16 protein-coding genes are annotated in these 16,255 nt (G+C 70.3%); 9 read left to right on the top strand and 7 right to left on the bottom strand.

Going from position 1 to position 16,255, the window contains the following annotated elements:
• The first annotated feature begins 109 nt into the window (after positions 1-109).
• Together ddaH and rocD are read left to right on the top strand one after the other, a co-directional pair.
• Complete coding sequence (ddaH, locus tag ASD23_RS03830) at positions 110-895, top strand: dimethylargininase (protein WP_235507653.1); 786 nt, start codon at positions 110-112, stop codon at positions 893-895.
• Positions 892-2,139, top strand: a complete 1,248-nt coding sequence (gene rocD / locus ASD23_RS03825; protein WP_056006434.1) for an ornithine--oxo-acid transaminase — start codon at positions 892-894, stop codon at positions 2,137-2,139. The genes ddaH and rocD overlap by 4 nt, the downstream gene beginning before the upstream one ends.
• On the opposite strand, the gene ASD23_RS03820 is transcribed toward rocD, so the two are convergent.
• Entirely contained in the window at positions 2,126-2,866 is a 741-nt protein-coding gene (locus ASD23_RS03820) for a DUF4097 family beta strand repeat-containing protein (RefSeq protein ID WP_056006432.1), read from the bottom strand. The two genes, rocD and ASD23_RS03820, sit on opposite strands and share 14 nt — an antisense overlap.
• A gap of 279 nt (positions 2,867-3,145) precedes the next feature.
• Between ASD23_RS03820 and ASD23_RS03815 the strand changes: the two genes are divergently transcribed.
• From ASD23_RS03815 to lepB, 4 genes are all read left to right on the top strand, one after another.
• A complete protein-coding gene (locus tag ASD23_RS03815; RefSeq protein WP_056006430.1) occupies positions 3,146-3,895 on the top strand; it encodes a hypothetical protein in 750 nt (249 codons plus the stop codon).
• Positions 3,896-3,906: 11 nt separating this feature from the next.
• Positions 3,907-5,772 (top strand): copper amine oxidase, encoded by a 1,866-nt coding sequence (locus ASD23_RS03810; protein ID WP_082571159.1) that lies wholly within the window; start codon positions 3,907-3,909, stop codon positions 5,770-5,772.
• Between the two features lie 61 nt (positions 5,773-5,833).
• A complete protein-coding gene (locus ASD23_RS03805; protein ID WP_056006423.1) occupies positions 5,834-6,496 on the top strand; it encodes a DUF305 domain-containing protein in 663 nt (220 codons plus the stop codon).
• A complete protein-coding gene (gene lepB, locus ASD23_RS03800; RefSeq protein ID WP_056006420.1) occupies positions 6,493-7,026 on the top strand; it encodes a signal peptidase I in 534 nt (177 codons plus the stop codon). The genes ASD23_RS03805 and lepB overlap by 4 nt, the downstream gene beginning before the upstream one ends.
• A gap of 40 nt (positions 7,027-7,066) precedes the next feature.
• Here lepB and ASD23_RS03795 read toward each other — a convergent pair whose 3' ends face one another.
• The 3 genes from ASD23_RS03795 to ASD23_RS03785 form a co-directional block, all read right to left on the bottom strand.
• The gene (locus ASD23_RS03795) at positions 7,067-7,828 is read right to left on the bottom strand and encodes an IclR family transcriptional regulator (RefSeq protein WP_056006418.1); all 762 of its coding nucleotides are present in this window, start codon (positions 7,826-7,828) and stop codon (positions 7,067-7,069) included.
• Entirely contained in the window at positions 7,825-9,300 is a 1,476-nt protein-coding gene (locus ASD23_RS03790; protein WP_056006415.1) for an APC family permease, read from the bottom strand. Before ASD23_RS03790 ends, ASD23_RS03795 begins: the two co-directional genes overlap by 4 nt.
• A 219-nt stretch (positions 9,301-9,519) precedes the next feature.
• Positions 9,520-10,353, bottom strand: a complete 834-nt coding sequence (locus ASD23_RS03785) for an alpha/beta fold hydrolase (RefSeq protein ID WP_056006412.1) — start codon at positions 10,351-10,353, stop codon at positions 9,520-9,522.
• Between the two features lie 132 nt (positions 10,354-10,485).
• Here ASD23_RS03785 and ASD23_RS03780 point away from each other — a divergent pair, with 132 nt between their 5' ends.
• On the top strand, positions 10,486-11,001 hold the full coding sequence (locus tag ASD23_RS03780; RefSeq protein WP_056006409.1) for a CGNR zinc finger domain-containing protein: 516 nt from the start codon (positions 10,486-10,488) through the stop codon (positions 10,999-11,001).
• A gap of 25 nt (positions 11,002-11,026) precedes the next feature.
• Here ASD23_RS03780 and ASD23_RS03775 read toward each other — a convergent pair whose 3' ends face one another.
• Positions 11,027-11,635 carry a hypothetical protein gene (locus tag ASD23_RS03775; RefSeq protein ID WP_157376999.1) on the bottom strand — a complete coding sequence of 203 codons (609 nt, stop codon included), beginning with the start codon at positions 11,633-11,635 and terminating at the stop codon, positions 11,027-11,029.
• 328 nt (positions 11,636-11,963) lie between these two features.
• Positions 11,964-12,527, bottom strand: coding sequence for an RNA polymerase sigma factor (locus ASD23_RS03770; protein WP_056006402.1), 564 nt, complete (start codon positions 12,525-12,527; stop codon positions 11,964-11,966).
• 141 nt (positions 12,528-12,668) lie between these two features.
• Between ASD23_RS03770 and ASD23_RS03765 the strand changes: the two genes are divergently transcribed.
• Entirely contained in the window at positions 12,669-14,147 is a 1,479-nt protein-coding gene (locus ASD23_RS03765; RefSeq protein WP_056006399.1) for a peptide MFS transporter, read from the top strand.
• 73 nt (positions 14,148-14,220) lie between these two features.
• On the top strand, positions 14,221-14,997 hold the full coding sequence (locus ASD23_RS03760) for a polyprenol monophosphomannose synthase (protein WP_056006397.1): 777 nt from the start codon (positions 14,221-14,223) through the stop codon (positions 14,995-14,997).
• On the opposite strand, the gene ASD23_RS03755 is transcribed toward ASD23_RS03760, so the two are convergent.
• Positions 14,949-16,205 (bottom strand): ROK family protein, encoded by a 1,257-nt coding sequence (locus tag ASD23_RS03755; RefSeq protein WP_056006394.1) that lies wholly within the window; start codon positions 16,203-16,205, stop codon positions 14,949-14,951. The genes ASD23_RS03760 and ASD23_RS03755 overlap by 49 nt on opposite strands.
• Positions 16,206-16,255: the final 50 nt, after the last annotated feature.

The following is a 16,255-nucleotide window of genomic DNA, read 5'->3' as shown; positions in this document are numbered from 1 at the left end:
TCGAAGGAGCGAGATGTCGACGATGATCGCGACCGGTGGCCAACCCGGCGAGCGGCCCGCTGAACAGATCGTGCGCCCCGAACGCCGGCCCACCGCCCGCAGCGTGCTCATGTGCCGCCCCGAGCATTTCACCGTCGTCTACCGCATCAATCCCTGGATGGATCCGGCCGCGCCGACCGACACGGGCCTCGCGCTCGCGCAGTGGCAGGTGCTGCACGACACCTACGTCGGCCTCGGCTACGACGTGCAGCTCGTCGACCCGATCGCGGGCCTTCCCGACATGGTCTACGCCGCGAACGGCGGGTTCGTGATCGACGGCATCGCCTACGGGGCCAAGTTCACCTACGCCGAGCGCCAGCCCGAGGGTCCGGCCTACATGGACTGGTTCCGCGAGGCTGGATTCGACGTGCGGGAGCCGGTCGAGGTCAACGAGGGCGAGGGCGACTTCCTGCTCGTCGGCGACGCGATCCTCGCCGGCACGGGGTTCCGCAGCGACTCGCGGTCCCACGAGGAGCTCGCCGGGATCTTCGGCCGCGAGGTCGTGACGCTGCGGCTCGTTGACCCGAACTTCTACCACCTCGACACGGCGGTCGCCGTGCTCGACCCGACGCCCGGCCAGGAGCACATCGCCTACCTGCCGAGCGCGTTCGACGAGGCATCCGTCGCCCTGCTGCAGGCGCGCTTCCCCGACGCGATCATCGTGAACGAGACGGATGCCGCGGTGCTCGGCCTCAACTCGTTCAGCGACGGCTACCACGTGGTCATCGCCTCACGGGCGACCGACTTCGAACGACAACTCCGCGAACACGGATACCACCCGATCGGCGTCGACCTCTCCGAGCTGCTGCTCGGCGGGGGCGGCGTCAAATGCTGCACCCTGGAGCTGCGCCGATGACCCTGAATCGACCCGCCACGACCACCGACCGCACCGCCGATGCGATCCTGCTCGAAGACGAGCACGCGGCGCACAACTACCATCCGCTGCCGGTCGTCGTCGCCTCGGGCGAGGGCGCCTGGGTGACGGATGTCGAGGGGCGGCGCTACCTCGATTGCCTCGCCGCCTACTCGGCGGTGAACTTCGGTCACGGCAACCCGCAGCTCGTCGAGGCAGCCCGCGAGCAGCTCGGCCGCATCACGCTCACCAGCCGCGCGTTCCACAACGACCGGCTCGGCCCGTTCGTCACCGAGCTCGCGGTGCTCTGCGGCAAGGACATGGTGCTGCCCATGAACACGGGCGCCGAGGCCGTCGAGTCGGCCGTCAAGGTCGCGCGGGCCTGGGGTTACCGGGTGAAGGGCGTCGCAGCCGAGGCCGCGAACATCGTCGTGATGGCCGGCAACTTCCACGGCCGCACGACGACGATCATCTCCTTCAGCGACGACCCCGACGCGCGCGATGACTTCGGGCCGTACACGCCGGGCTTCCGCACGGTGCCCTACGGGGACGCCGCCGCGGTGGCCGCCGCGATCGACGAGAACACCGTCGCCGTGCTCGTCGAGCCGATCCAGGGGGAGGCCGGCATCGTCGTGCCGCCCGCCGACTTCCTGCCGTCGCTGCGTGCGCTCTGCACGGAGCGCCGGGTGCTGCTCATCGCCGATGAGATCCAGTCGGGGCTCGGTCGGGTGGGCGCGACGTTCGCGTGCGACCTCGTCGGCGTCGTGCCCGACCTGTACCTGCTCGGCAAGGCGCTCGGCGGGGGCATCGTGCCGGTCTCCGCGGTCGTCGGCGACCGGGAGGTGCTCGGGGTGCTCCGCCCCGGCGAGCACGGATCGACCTTCGGGGGCAATCCGCTCGCGGCATCCGTCGGCCTCGAAGTCGTGCGCATGCTCGCGAGCGGCCGGCCGCAGGAGCGCGCGCGGGAGCTCGGCACCCATCTGCAGTCCCGCCTGAGCGCACTCGTCGGGCGCGGCGTCGTGGAGGTGCGCGGTGCGGGCCTCTGGGCCGGCGTCGACATCGACCCGACGCTCGCGACCGGTCGCGAGGTCTGCGAGGCGCTCATGCGCCGAGGGGTGCTCGCGAAGGACACGCACGGCTCGACCATCCGGCTGGCGCCGCCGATCGTGGTCGAGCAGGCCGACCTCGACTGGGCCGTCGACCAGCTCGCCGACGTGCTCGAGGAGCTCGCGGTCAGCGACCGGTGACCCGGATCGCTCCGTTCGAGGTGGCGAGATCGAGTTCGAACTCGCCGTCGGAGTCCTCGTCGATGTCGATGTCGACCGCTCCGTTCGATGTGTCGGTCGTGACGCGGTAGCCGGCGCTGTCGGTCGGCACTGCGAGGTCGATCGCGCCGTTGGAGGTGCGCGCCTCGACGTCTTGCGCGGCGCTGAGCCGCAGTTCGATCCCGCCGTTCGAGGTCGATGCCCGCACGCCGCTGCCGGCGAGGCCGCGACCCTCGATGCGCCCGTTGCTCGTCTCCACCTCGATCGAGCCGGTGACGTCGTCGAGTTCGATGCGCCCGTTGTTCGTCGCCACGTCGACCTCGTTCACCTTCGTGAGCTCGATCGCGCCGTTCGACGTGGCGCCGCGCACGTCGACGCCCGGCGGGAGCGAGACCGAGTACTCGACCGTGCAGCGACGACCGCACCCGCTGAGCACGAGCACGCCGTCGTCGACCTGGAACGTCGACCCGACCTCGCGGTCGCCGTGGTACGAGACGGTGCGCGAGACCTCGATCTCCGTGGCCTCGTCGTCACCCTCCACCGTGACGCCGCCAGCGGGCTGGTCGATCTCGATCGTGTGGACCTGCTCGCCGAGGGTCGCCTCGTCGCTGAACCGTTCGGGCGGGGTGAGGAGGCCGCATCCGCTCAAGAGCAGTGCCGCTGCCGTGGCGGCGGTGCCGATCGCGATCGAGCGTGCCGTGCGATTCATGATCTCTCCCTCGGGCGCTCGTATCCGCCCCCTCCTGCGACCATAACGAGGCCGGTGGCGTGCCCGCACGGGGGCATGCCCCCGGAACCCCCGTGCGGATCGGCCGCGCCGCGCTCCTTCACGAGGAAGGCGAGCAGCGCCTCGGGGTCGCCGCAACGCGGAGACCAACCCGTCTCAAGCTCATTCACGCGGACGAAACAGTCGCCGCGACGCCCCGAAACACGGTCTTCCTAGGGTCGCCGTGTTCGCAAGCGCGAACGACAGTGTCCAGGAGGTTCGATGCAATCACCACCGAGCAGCACCCGCGCGAGACGGCTGCCGTACGCGATCCTCGGAGGCGGCGTCGTCGCCGCAGCCGCGATCGTCGGCGGCTTCATGGCCATCCCGGCCGTCAGCGGCGCGAACGGCGCCGAGAGTTCAGAGGCCAGGGAGCTCGAGGACGTCACCTCGAAGCCCGAGCTCGGGTCGGCGCGCGACCCGCTCAGCCCGGCCGAGCTCAGCTACGCCATCCACCTCGCGAGCAGCGATGCGAGCGTGCCCGACGACGTCACCTCGGTCGACGGCTCGGCCGCGCCGCAGGTGCTCTCGGTCGACATCTCGACCCGGAACGTCGATTCGCCCGACCGGCTCGTCGACGTCTTCCTGTTCGACTACACCTCGAACCAGACCTTCCTGCAGACGGTCGACCTCACCGCCGGCAGCGTCGAGAGCACGTCGAGGGCAGGCGTGCAGCCGCCGCCCACCCCCGACGAGGTCGACTACGCGTTCGGCGTCTTCCTCGGCGACCCCGTCGCGAGCGCGGCGGTGCGGGCCGAGTACACGGCTGTGACGGGCGACGAGCTCGAGTCGATCGAGCAGCTCGCCGTCACGGGCGGGGCCTTCGTGCCGGATGCCGGCACCCTGGGCGCCGATGCCTGCAGCATCGACCGCTGCGTCGAGATGCAGTTCCGCGTGCCGCGCGGCGGATACCTCGACACCACCGGGTTCGTCGTCGACCTGTCCACCGAGTCCGTGATCGGCATCAAGTGAAAGGCGCAGTGATGAAGAGGATGTCCCGGGCGATCGCCCTCGCGGCGGCAACGGTCGCGGTCGCCGCCGGCCTCGCCGTCGTGCCGGTGTCCGCGGCCACCGCCGCGGCGCCGACCGTCAACTGCTCGGGCGACGCGCGCATCGAGAAGTCGTTCGACAACGGCACCGAATGGCAGATGTGCTGGCGCATCGACAGCAAGCACGGCCTCGTGCTCGAGCAGGTCGCCGTCAAGGCGCCGGGCGAGGACTCGTACCGTCGCGTACTCGACTCCGTGAGCCTCGGCCAGCTCAACGTGCCGTACGACACCGGCAAGAACGTGTGGAACGACATCACGTCGTACGGCTTCGGCAACCAGTACCTGCAGAAGCTCAGCGCCGCCGAGTGCAGCACCGGCACGCTCCACGACTACGGCCAGGCCTGGAGCATCACGCGCCGCGGTGAGACGACGAACTACCTGCGCACGATCCCGTCGCTGTGCATCACCGACACGACCCGGGACCTCGCATACCGCTCGCACGAGCAGACCTGGGGCTCGATCGAGGACGCCCCGCTGTTCACCGCGACCGGGCAGGCGTTCGACCTCACGATCGTCTCGAAGGTCGACTGGTACGAATACGCCACGAAGGTCGAGTTCACCGACGAGGGCGCGATCTCGTTCAACCTGGGTGCGACCGGCGACGTCTCGTACGAGGACTTCGACGCCGACGCCACCACGGGCTGGCCGATCGGCACGGATGCCGCGGACTACGCGGCCTCGCACTGGCACAACGCATTCTGGCGGCTCGACTTCGGGCTCGACGGCCAGGCGCTGCAGCAGGTCGAGCAGTACGACTCGACGCTCGGCGAGCCGGGTGAGCAGGCGCCGCTCATGCACACGACCGGCGCGACCGTCGAGCACCCGGCCAATCTCGTGCCCGCAGCCGACACCACCTGGTGGCGGGTCGTGGCACCCGAGAGCCGCAACGCCGACAACCACGCCAGGTCGTACGAGTTCGTGTTCCCCGGTTCGCAGCTCTACCAGGGCAACCCGATCACGCAGCCGCTCATCAGCGTCACGAACTATGCCGACTGCGAGCAGTTCGCGAGCAACAACCTCAACCCGGCTTGCCCGAACCTGAGCGTGCTCGACTACGTCGCGAACAGTGCGGATGCGGCGCTGACCGATCCGGTCGCGTGGGTCAACAGCGGGTTCCACCACGTCGTGCGCGACGAGGACCAGAGCCCGATGCAGACGCACTGGCAGTCGTTCTCGATCATGCCGCGAGACTGGACGGCGCAGTCGATGAGCACGCCCGACGGGCGCTCGTGCATCGACGGCGATCCGGGCGGCGAGATCCACAGCGACGAGTCGCCGTGCGAGGCCGTCGAGCCGACGACCCCGCCCGAGACGACGCCGCCGACGGAGACCCCGACGGAGACGCCGACGCCGACCGAGGGCGAGGATGCCCCGAGCCTCTCGATCTCGTCGACGGAGCTCTCGCCCGGCGAGAGCTTCGAGCTCGAGGGTGCGGGCTTCGCCGCCGATGAGGCCGTCGAGGTCGTGCTGCACTCCGAGTCGATCACGGTGGGGACCCTCACCGCCGACGCGGAAGGCGTGATCGCCGGGACGCTCGAGCTGCCCGCGGCGGCCGTCGCCGGTGAGCACACGATCGTCGTGACCGGAGCCGAGTCGGGTCTGACCGCGGAAGTCGCCGTCACGGTCGTGTCCGCGCCGGCGGGCGCCGCGGCGGCCGGCGGCGGCTCGGGCGCCGGCATGCTCGCGTTCACCGGCACGGCGCTCCCGATCGCCGCGGCATCGGCTGCGGTCGTGCTACTCGCCGCCGGCGGCCTGCTGCTGCTCCGGCGACGCCGTCGGTCGGCGATCACGTCGGCCTGATCCACCTGGCGGCGGTCCGGCATCGGCCGGACCGCCGCCTCCGATCCTTCGAAGGAGCACCATGCGGCGTCCCATCGCCACGACCGTCGCCCTCGTCGTGATCCTCGTCGCCGGCGCGTCCGCCGTCGGACCGTGGCTCGCGGCATCCGATGCGGCCAGGGCCGCCGAGCGCGTCGACGCCGCACCGGGCCGCACCGTGATCGCGGCATCCCAACGTGACGAAGAGATCGCCGCCGTGCCGGCTGAGGCGACCGTGGGTGTGGAGGATCCGCCGAACGACGCGGACATGACGTTCGCGATGATGATGATCCCGCATCACGAGCAGGCGATCGAGCTCTCGGGGATCCTCGCGGCGACGCCCGGCATCGATGAGTTCTCGCGCTCGCTCGCGGCCTTCATCGAGACCGACCAGATGAACGAGATCACGGCGATGCGGGCCTGGACCGAGGCCTGGCACGGGGTCGGCGTCATGAACCACGGCGGCGGCATCATGTCCGGTATGGCGACGCCCGAGCAGGTCGCGACGTTCGACGCGCTCTCGGGCGGGCAGGCCGAGGCGCGGTTCCTCGACCTGATGATCGCCCACCACCGCGGCGCGCTCACGATGGCCGACGAGGCGATCGCCGAGGGCGCCAACAGCTACATCCGCTCGCTCGCCAAGCACATCGCGGCCGAGCAGGAGCGCGAGATCGAGGCGATGATCCTGCGACGGGCCGAGCTGTGAGCCGTCGCCGCGCCGTCGCCTGGATCGTGATCGTCACGCTCGCCGTCTGTGCGGCATCGGCGTTGACCACGGAGACAGTGTTCCGGGCGGACTCGGACTCCATGTCGCCCACCATCGAGGTCGGGGACGTCGTGGTCGCCGCACGCCATCGTGGCGGGGAACCGGGGCGGGGCGACGTCGTCGTCTTCACGGATCCCGGCGGCTGGGGCGAGCGTGTCGCCGGGCTGCTCGGCCGCGAGGACAGGCCCTCGACCTTCGTGAAACGCGTGATCGGGCTGCCGGGTGAACGAGTCGCCTGCTGCACGGCGGGCGGCGCGCTGACGATCGACGGCGAACCGCTCGCCGAGGACTACCGAGAGGCGGGCGACGAGCTCGCAAGCGTGCTCGCGTTCGACAGGACCGTGCCGGCAGGCTCGGTCTTCGTGCTCGGTGATGCACGGGCCGCGTCGATCGACTCCCGGTACCTCGGGTCGGTTCCGATCGCTTCCCTGATCGGCACGCTGCAGTTCGTGGTCCCGCTCGGCGGTTGAGCCCGGCGCACGTGTCCGCCCGCGGCATCCGCTCGTTCGTTCAGGCCGTCGCCGAACCCATCGAATAGGACGCGCGCGCGAGTTCCTCGACCGCGGCGGTCACCGCGCCGAGATGGCGGACGGCGGCCGCGAGATCCACGCCCGGGACCGTCAGCGCGACGGCCGCGGCGAGATCGCCCTCGGGCGAGCGCACCGGCACAGCGATGCATACGCGGGCGTCGGGGCCCGGCTCGATGCAGTTCGCATAGCCCAGCCGGGACACGTCGACGGCGATGCGCCGACGCTCCTCGATCGAGATGCCCGCTGCATGCGCCGATACCGCTACTGCCTTCGCCGCTCCAGGATCGGTGGTCGCCTCGAGGGGCGGATACTCGGCGATGAGCAGCCGTCCGATCGCCGTCGCTCCGAGCTGGCGGCGCGTTCGGTCGATCGAGAGAAGGGGGAGGTCGGGGTCCTCGTCGACGACCAGAACCCGCCCGCCCGTGTACCGCACGAAGTGCACCGCCGCGCCGGTTCGCCTGCGGAGGCCGGCGATGAGATCGGGCACCGGGTCGGCGCGGCGCGGCGCGATCAGGTGCGCGAGCTCGACCACTCGCACGCCGAGCACGAATCCGTCGAGACTCGGATGCCGCAGCAGGTACTCCTCGCTCGTGAGCGAGTTGATCAGGCGGTAGGCGCTGGCACGCGGCATCCCGAGCAACTGGGCGATGCGGTTCGCGGAGAGCGTGGGGCCGCCGCGCGCGACCTCCTCGAGCACCGCGAGGGCGAGGGCGACACCACCGGCGCCCGACGGGCCGCTCACGAGCGAGTGGGTGGAGCGCCCGGGAACGAGATGGCGTCGGACGCCACTGGCGTGTCGTAGGCACCGACTCGCCTCGCGAGGCCGGAGCCGGAACGGACCCGCAGCAGATGGGTGACCGTCGTGACCGCGATGATCGCGACGAGGACGGCGAGCGCAGTCGGGTCGTCGCCGGCTTCGGCGAGTGTCTCGGTGACCGCGACGCCTGCGAGCACCAGGGTGCCGAGGAGTGCGGGCCACGCCTCGCGGAGGCTGAACTCCTCGATGCGAACGAGGTAGGGGGTCGCCGCCGCGCAGACCGCGAGGTAGGCGATGATGAACGCCATGCTCGCGGCCAGGTGCACGACGTCGCGGTAGAGCGAGGTCCGCCCCGCCCCGGCCAGGAGCAGCGTGCCGACGATGAGCGAGGCGCCGACGACGACGGCGGCCACGTGCGGTGTCGCGTACCGGATCGACGTGCGACCGAGCGCCCTCGGTAGCACGCCTTCGCGGGCCATCGTGAAGACGAGGCGCACGAGCGCGTTGGTGAACGCGAGGGTGCACGCGATCCAGGAGGCGGCCACGACCGCATGGATCAGAGGGTCCAACCACGGGCTCGCGGCGAGGTCGGCATCCGTGAGCAGCCGTGCCGACCCGCCGTCGGCCACCGCGGAGAGTTGGGCCATCATCCCGAACAGGTACACCGCGGCGACGGCGGCGACGGTCCAGACGAGCGCCCGCGGCACGCTCGCGAGCGGTCGACGGCTCTCGGGGCCGAGCGCTGCACCGCTCTCGAAGCCGACGAAGCAGATCAACGCGAACCCGATGCCCTCGGCGAAGGAGGGGAGCGACGGTGCGGCGTCGATGTCGGGCAGGATGCCCGAGAGATTCCACCCCGAAGCGGCGAACACCGTGATCGAGAGTGCGACGAGGGCCGTGACCGCGACCGCCTCGACGGCCAGCATGACCCGTGTCGACATCTTCGGGCCGAGGGCGATGACCGCCGTGATCGCCGCACCGATGCCGACGGTGAGCAGGGTGGGCACCAGCCCTCCAGCTGCCCATCGTTCGGTGCCGCCGAATGCCGCGTCGAGACGGTGGACCGCACTGCGGAGGGTGTCGATCGAGACGCCCCCGTAACCGAGCAGGAGGGCGACGCCGGCGACGATCCCCGCGGTCGGGCCGATGCCCTTGGTGACGAAGGTGTAGAGACCCCCGGCGGCCGAGATGCGGCGCGCGAAGATCGAGGTGGCCAACGCCACGAGGATCACGGCTGCCGCGGTCAGCAACAGGGTCGCGAAGGCGAACGAACCCGTGCGGGTGATGAGGCCGCCCGTCAGGATGAGGAGGCCACCGGCCGGGGCGACGGCGGCGACGGACTGCGCCACCAAGTCGATGGTGCGCACCGACCCGCGCCGGAGTCCGTGCAGTGGCGACACCGACCCGAGGCTCGCATCGGGCAGTCCCCGCGTGATCGCGTCGCTCAGTGAGCTCATGTCTCTGCCTCCTCGGATGCCGGAAGCGTATTCGTCGCGGGTTTCGCCGCGGTCAGCGACGTGTTTCGGGTCGGTGACACGAGACGGGACACGGCGAACGACGCTCGCGGCATCCTGACCGGCGCCGACGCTGTGGCGACGGGTCCGAGCAAAGCCGTTGGCGCGCCCGCACGGGGGTTCCGGGCATGCCCCCGGAACCCCCGTGCGGGTTCGGCCGCCCTACTTCGCGAGGAAGGCGAGCAGCGCCTCGTTGACCTCGGCGCCGTGGGTCCAGAGCAGGCCGTGCGGCGCACCCTCGATCTCGACGTAGTCGGCGGCGGGCAGGCGCTTCGTGAATTCGCGGGCGGTCGCGTCGATCGGCAGGATGCGGTCGGCGGTGCCGTGCAGGATGAGCGACGGGACGTCGACCTTCTCGATGTCACCGCGGAAGTCCGTGAGCCACGACTGCACGACCGCCGAGGAGGCGAACCACGAGGAGCCGGCTGCGACGTTCCAGCTGCCGCGCAACGCGCCTTCGCTGATGCGCGATCCGAGGGTCTCGTCGAGGTTGTAGAAGTCCTGGAAGAACCCGTCGAACCAGGCGTAGCGGTCGGACTTCGCCGTCTGCTCGATGCCCTCGAACACCGAGGCGGGCACGCCCGTGGGGTTGTCGTCGGTCTGCAGGAGGAACGGTTCGAGCGAGGCGAGGAACGCCGCCTTCGCCACGCGCTCGCTGCCGTAGGTGCTCAGGTAGCGAGCGACCTCGCCGGTGCCCATCGAGAAGCCGACCAGCACGGCATCGCGCACATCGAGCGTCTCGAGCACCGTGTTCAGGTCGGCGGCGAAGGTGTCGTAGTCGTACCCGGTGGTCGGCTGGCTCGAGAGCCCGAAGCCGCGGCGGTCGTAGGTGATGACCCGGTAGCCGGCGTCGAGGAGCGCGGCCGACTGCTTCTCCCATGAGCGGCCGTTGAGCGGGTAGCCGTGGATCAGCACGACCGGCTGCCCGGTGCCGTGGTCTTCGTAGTACAGCTCGATGGGGGTGCTGTTCTCGGTTCCGACGGTGATGGTCGACATGTCGTGCTCCTTGTGACTGGTACCTAACCGGTTTGGTTCGGTGTGTTGGTTATAACGAAACCATAGCGCGAACCTTCCAACCTGTCTACCGCGTTATGATGGTTATAACCTTCTGTTCAGAATCGAGACCCGATGTCCGCCTCCCTCTTGCTCGACCTCGTGAACTCGCGGCTCGTGATCGGCGAGCAGGTGCACGACGAACTCGGCGACGACGCAGCGGCATCCGCATGGCTTCGCGTGCACGGGGCGCTCGGCTCGCCGGCCGAGGTCGCCGACGCCCGGGCGGCGCGCGCCGCGCTCGTGCCCTTCCTCAGAGGCGAAGCGGATGCCGCGGCGCTCGAGCCGTGGGCAGACGCGATGCGCAAGCGCGCCCGCGTCGGCCTGAGCGGGCTCGAGTGGATCGACGAGATCGACCCCGAACGGGCGATCGGGGCGAGGGCCGTGGGCGAATGGGCGGCGCTGCAGGGTGAGCAGGGCTCGCGCATCCGGCCGTGCGCAGCACATGACTGCCAGCACTTCCTGATCGACGAGAGCCGTGCGAACGCCCGCAAGTGGCACTCGATGGAGACGTGCGGCAACCGGGCGAAGGCCCGCAGGCACTACGCGAAGTCGAAGCTCGCAGTGCTGCCCGGAAGCGCCGAGGAGTAGCTCGACCGCGCGAGGGACTGGACCCTCAGCCGACGACTGCGGCTCCGCCAGTCGGAACGGGCTGAACGGCGTTACCGCCGTTCTCGGGCGGCAATCCCGGTTGTGGATTCCTCCCGAAATCGAACGGTGCGAAGACCGTCGAAGGCCCGTTGTCGATGCCCCAGTCGCTGGCGGCGACCGTGTATGCACTGGGGTGGTTCGGATCGTAGGAAGGCCCGAGCTCGGGTCCGACCTCGAGGGGTACCAGGTTCTCGGCGTACCCCTCGGGAGAGTACGGCTCGCCGACCGAGGTGGCATACGCCGCGAGATCGTCTCCAGGGGCGAACCCGGCCACGGTGAGGACGGCGACGCCGTCGCCGAGCGTCGGCTGTTCGAACCTCACCATCACGTTCATCGGGAGGTGGCCTGGTCCGGACCTGAGACTGTCCATGATGATGAGGCCGGGCCAGGCGTAGTCTCGCGAAACGACCACGCCGTCGGCCGAACGCTCCTCGAGGGTCGGCTCCTCTCCGAGGGCGATCGTGAGCGCGCCGACAATCTGCGCGGTGTCATCGTCGTACGAGACTTCTCGCACGACGGTCCCGGCGGCGTCCGCGAGATCGAGCCGCTCAGGTCGGACGACGATGGTGGTCACCGTGAGCAGGGGATCGATCGGAGGAGGGGTCGGCGTCGCGGTCGCGACGTCGTACTCCGAGACAGGCGTCGGGCTCGGAGTGCGACTCGGCGTCGGAGTCGAGAGGGCCCCGGCAGGACTGTTCGAGGGTTGCGGGCCGAGGCTGATTGCGAGCGCTGTGCCTGCAGCGCCGAGCCCGAGGAGGATGGCCACCGCGACGATCACGCCGAGCACACGGTCGCTCAGCGTCCTCCGTTGCGACTCAGTACCTTTCGCCGAAGCGGCTCGGTCGAGGACATCGCGTTTCATCGACACGAGCATGCGTGCCAGTTCGTCGCCGGTCGGTGGATCAGTTCTCATCGACGGTCACCGCCTTCCTCAGTCGTGCCCGACTCCGGGACACTCGTTGCTTCACGGCGCCCACGCTCAGGTTCAGGCGCGACGCGGCCTCGGAGTACGGAAGTCCCTCGATGAGGCACAGCTCGCAGACCTGTCGATCGATCGGGGCCAGTCGTTCGATCTCGTCGAGCACCCAGCGGACCTGGTCGCGCGCCGCCTCCGCTTCGCGCAGGGTCCGCGCTGCACCCGGGAGCTCGGTGAACCCTTCATCGGGGAGAGCGTCGGCCTCATTGCGGATCGCCTTCCGGCGCAGGTTCAGGGCGAAGTTCCGGCACGTGACGAGCAGCCAGGGGAGTAGCGAGGCATCGGTCATCGTGATCTGGCCGCTCTTTCGCCAAGCCGTGAAGAAGGTGTCCTGAACGATCTCCTCCACGTCCATTCGACTCGACGCGAGCGCCCAGGCGTACCTCGTCACCGTTGCCGCGTGTCGATCGAACAGCATCGACAACGCCATCTCGTCACCGCGCGCCAGCCTCACCAGGAGATCGGCGTCGGTGCTCACGCTCTGATCCACGTGCACCTCCTCAACTCAGGAATGTCTCGGGATCGCCGAAGGTCACACGTTCCGAAGACAATGATGCACTCGGATGTCGCCCACGATCGTCGCCGTGAAGAGCCGGGGCCGCGGCAGGGCGCTCCGGTAGTGTTAACCGCCATGGGGAGTGTCACCGAGCCGGTCTCGGAGCCGAGCGATATCAAGCGCGACCACGGCTTCTTCGGGCAGCCGAGATCGCTCGCGAACATCTTCGGCGTCGAGATGTGGGAGCGGTTCAGCTTCTACGGCATGCAGGGGATCCTGCTGATCTACCTGTACTACTCGGTCGCCGAGGGCGGCCTCGGCATGGAGGAGACGGCGGCGGCCGGCATCGTCGGCGCCTATGGCGGCGGGGTCTACCTCTCGACCATCCTCGGGGCATGGCTCGCCGATCGCGTGCTCGGCAGCGAGAAGGTGCTCTTCTACAGCGCCATCGTCATCATGGCCGGTCACATCGCGCTCGCGCTCCTGCCGGGGTTCGTCGGCGTCGGCGTCGGCCTGGTCCTCGTCGCCTTCGGCTCCGGCGGCCTCAAGGCGAACGCCACGAGCGTCGTCGGCACGCTCTACTCCGAGCACGACCCGCGCCGCGACGCCGGGTTCTCGATCTTCTACCTCGGCATCAACCTCGGTGCGTTCTTCGGCCCGATCCTCACGGGCCTCCTCGCGTCGACGCTCGGCTTCCACTGGGGCTTCGCGCTCGCCGCGGTCGGCATGGCGATCGGGCTCACCCAGTACTCGTTCGGGCGCAAGCGCCTGCCGGCCGAGGCATCCGTCGTCCCGAACCCGCTGCCTCGTGACCGCGTCGGCCTCGTCATCGGCATCGCCGTCGCTGCGATCGTCGCCGTCGTGGTGCTCGTCGTCACGGGCCTCATCACCGCGACGAACCTCGTCACCTGGGTCATCGGTTCCGTGATCGTGGCCGCGGTGGGGTACTTCGCGGTGATCCTGTCGAGCAAGCGCATCACGACCGTCGAGCGCAGCCGGGTGTTCGGCTTCATCCCGCTGTTCGTCGCGAGCGTCGCCTTCTGGTCGCTGTACCAGCAGCAGTTCACGGTGCTCACGATCTACTCCGACAAGCAGCTGAACCGCGATCTCTTCGGCTGGGAGATGCCCGTCTCGTGGGTGCAGTCGATCAACCCGATCTTCATCATCATCCTGTCGGGCGTGTTCGCGGCCATCTGGACGAAGCTCGGCGACCGCCAGCCGTCGACGCCGATCAAGTTCGCGCTCGGCACGGCGATCATGGGTGTGGCGTTCCTGCTCTTCATCCCGTTCGCCGGCGGCGCGGCGAACTCGACCCCGCTGCTTGCGATCATCGGCATCCTGTTCGTGTTCACCGTGGCCGAGCTCCTGCTGTCGCCGGTCGGCCTCTCGGTGACGACGAAGCTGGCTCCGAAGGTGTTCCACACGCAGATGGTGGCGCTGTTCTTCCTGTCGGTCGCGCTCGGCACGGCGATCTCGGGCCAGCTCGCGACCTTCTACTCGGCCGACAACGAGGTGGTCTACTTCGGCGTGCTCGGCGGCATCGCGATCGCGCTCGGCGCTGCGCTCGCCGTCGGCAGCCGCGGGGTCCTGAAGCTCATGGCGGGCGTGCGCTGATCCAGGCGGGCCCGGCCACCGGCGGCCGACCCGCTGACGCGGGGCATGCCCGCGGGCGACTACGATTCGAGTGATGACCCGAGCCCTGGTGGTGATTCCCACCTACAACGAGCGCGAGAACATTGCTGCGATCGTCTCCCGTGTGCGCACCGCCGTGCCCGCGGCATCCGTGCTCGTGGTCGACGACTCCTCGCCCGACGGCACCGGCGTGATCGCCGACGAGCTGGCGGCGACGGATGCCTCGGTGCACGTGCTGCACCGCACCGAGAAGAACGGCCTAGGGGCGGCCTACCTCGACGCCTTCGCCTGGGCGCTCGCCGAGGGGTTCGACCCCATCGTGCAGATGGACGCCGACGGATCGCACCAGCCGGAGCAGCTCACGCGGTTGCTCGACGCGCTCGCCGCCGAGCCCCCGGTCGACCTCGTGATCGGCTCGCGCTGGATCGACGGCGGCTCGATCGAGAACTGGCCGCGCCGCCGCCAGTGGCTCTCGCGGGGCGGCAGCGCCTACGCGCGCTGGGTGCTTCGCCTCCCGACGAGGGATGCCACGGCGGGGTATCGGGCGTTCCGGGCCGACGCGCTGCGGCGTATCCGGCTCGACGACGTGCACACGCGCGGCTACGGGTTCCAGGTCGACATGCTCTGGCACGCGCGCGAGGCCGGGCTCGTCGTGGTCGAGGTTCCCGTCACCTTCGTCGAGCGCGAGCGCGGGCGGTCGAAGATGAGCGCCGGCATCGTGATCGAGGCGATGATGCGCGTCACCGGCTGGGGTATCCGCAGTCGGCTCGGCCGCGGACTGCCTCAGCCCGCGAGCAGCAACGGCTCGGAGACCAAGCGCTCGCGAGCCTGACGCCGGGCGCCGGCGACCGCGGCTTCGCCGCCATGTTGCGAAGCCACGATCGTGGGGATCGACTCGAGGGCACCGCCGCCGATGGTCGGGCGGTTGTCGCGGAACGCGGTCTCGATGTCGCCGACCAGTGCCGCCCAGTAGCCGCCCACCACGATGTACGCGGGGTCGAGGGTGGGGGCGACCAATTGGAGCGATCGGCCGATCCACAAGGCGGCGTCGAGCCACGACCAGCGGGCGCGGTCGTCGGCGGCGTCGACCAGGGCGACGAGCTCCTCGAGCGCGGCGCGACGGCCGTTGGCGGCCGCGAACCCGGTGAGGCCCGCCCGCTCGAGCACGATCTCGGGGGAGGCGACGGTGGCGAGGCATCCGCGCTGTCCGCAGGCGCATCGCACGCCGCCGGGCACGATCGGCAGGTGCGCGAACGTCGCGGCGAGTCCGTGGGCGCCGCGCATCGGTCGGCCGTCGACGACGGCGGCGGCGACGATGCCGGTATCGCCGGCGAGGTAGAACAGGTCGCGTGAGACCAGGCCCCCCAGCTCGACGGATGCCGCGGCCACTGCCGCCGGTACGAGCGCGATGGGCACGGGGAGCTCGCCCTCGATCTCGGCCAGCCCGGGCGTGCGCGCGCGGAGTTCGCCGAGCACGTCGACGGGCTCGACGCCGAGCCGATCGTCGGTGAGCACGATCGAGGGGGTTCCGGCGACGGCGCCGTCGACGAGCACGGTGACGTCGGCGATCCGCCGTTCGGCGCGCTCGGCCCTGGCGATGGCCCGGCCCAGCACGACCGCGAGCAGTTCGAGCGGGCTCGGGTCGGAGACCGACGTGTCGACGGGGGAGGGATCGGGGCGGAGCGGTGCGGTGAAGCGGGCCAGCTCGTCGCCGCCGAGCGATGCGATGGTGGCGACGGCGTCGTCGGGCCCCAGGTGGGCGGTGACGAGCACGTGGTCGGCGGCGGCGAGGGTGAGCGGTGAGGTTCGGTGGTCGCCGGCGGCGTCCGCCGCCTCGGGTCGCAGCACGCCGGCGTCGAGCAGCCGCGAGGTGAGCCCGGCGATCGCCCCGCGGCCGAGGCCCGTCGCGGCGGCGAGCTCGCTGCGGGTCGCCGGGCCATGATCGACCAGGTGGTCGACGAGGCGTGCGGACTGCTCGCGATGCACCTCGTCGAGCGGGCCGGTGGTGGTGGGAACTGAGGTCTCGCCGGCCGTTGTCATGTGAGAAGCATGCGTGCAACGGGGCCTCCGGGTCACGTACCCCGTTCGGG

It is taken from the genome of Agromyces sp. Root1464 (assembly GCF_001427265.1).
Classification (GTDB): domain Bacteria; phylum Actinomycetota; class Actinomycetes; order Actinomycetales; family Microbacteriaceae; genus Agromyces; species Agromyces fucosus.
This window is presented reverse-complemented; position numbering and strand designations above follow the sequence as displayed.

Excerpts from the sequence above, each read along its gene's own strand:
- ddaH (WP_235507653.1), top strand. The coding sequence starts at position 110 with ATGTGCCGCCCCGAGCATTTCACCGTCGTCTACCGCATCAATCCCTGG.
- rocD (WP_056006434.1), top strand. The coding sequence starts at position 892 with ATGACCCTGAATCGACCCGCCACGACCACCGACCGCACCGCCGATGCG.
- ASD23_RS03820 (WP_056006432.1), bottom strand. The coding sequence starts at position 2,866 with ATGAATCGCACGGCACGCTCGATCGCGATCGGCACCGCCGCCACGGCA.
- ASD23_RS03815 (WP_056006430.1), top strand. The coding sequence starts at position 3,146 with ATGCAATCACCACCGAGCAGCACCCGCGCGAGACGGCTGCCGTACGCG.
- ASD23_RS03810 (WP_082571159.1), top strand. The coding sequence starts at position 3,907 with ATGAAGAGGATGTCCCGGGCGATCGCCCTCGCGGCGGCAACGGTCGCG.
- ASD23_RS03805 (WP_056006423.1), top strand. The coding sequence starts at position 5,834 with ATGCGGCGTCCCATCGCCACGACCGTCGCCCTCGTCGTGATCCTCGTC.
- ASD23_RS03790 (WP_056006415.1), bottom strand. The coding sequence starts at position 9,300 with ATGAGCTCACTGAGCGACGCGATCACGCGGGGACTGCCCGATGCGAGC.
- ASD23_RS03785 (WP_056006412.1), bottom strand. The coding sequence starts at position 10,353 with ATGTCGACCATCACCGTCGGAACCGAGAACAGCACCCCCATCGAGCTG.
- ASD23_RS03780 (WP_056006409.1), top strand. The coding sequence starts at position 10,486 with ATGTCCGCCTCCCTCTTGCTCGACCTCGTGAACTCGCGGCTCGTGATC.
- ASD23_RS03765 (WP_056006399.1), top strand. The coding sequence starts at position 12,669 with ATGGGGAGTGTCACCGAGCCGGTCTCGGAGCCGAGCGATATCAAGCGC.
- ASD23_RS03760 (WP_056006397.1), top strand. The coding sequence starts at position 14,221 with ATGACCCGAGCCCTGGTGGTGATTCCCACCTACAACGAGCGCGAGAAC.
- ASD23_RS03755 (WP_056006394.1), bottom strand. The coding sequence starts at position 16,205 with ATGACAACGGCCGGCGAGACCTCAGTTCCCACCACCACCGGCCCGCTC.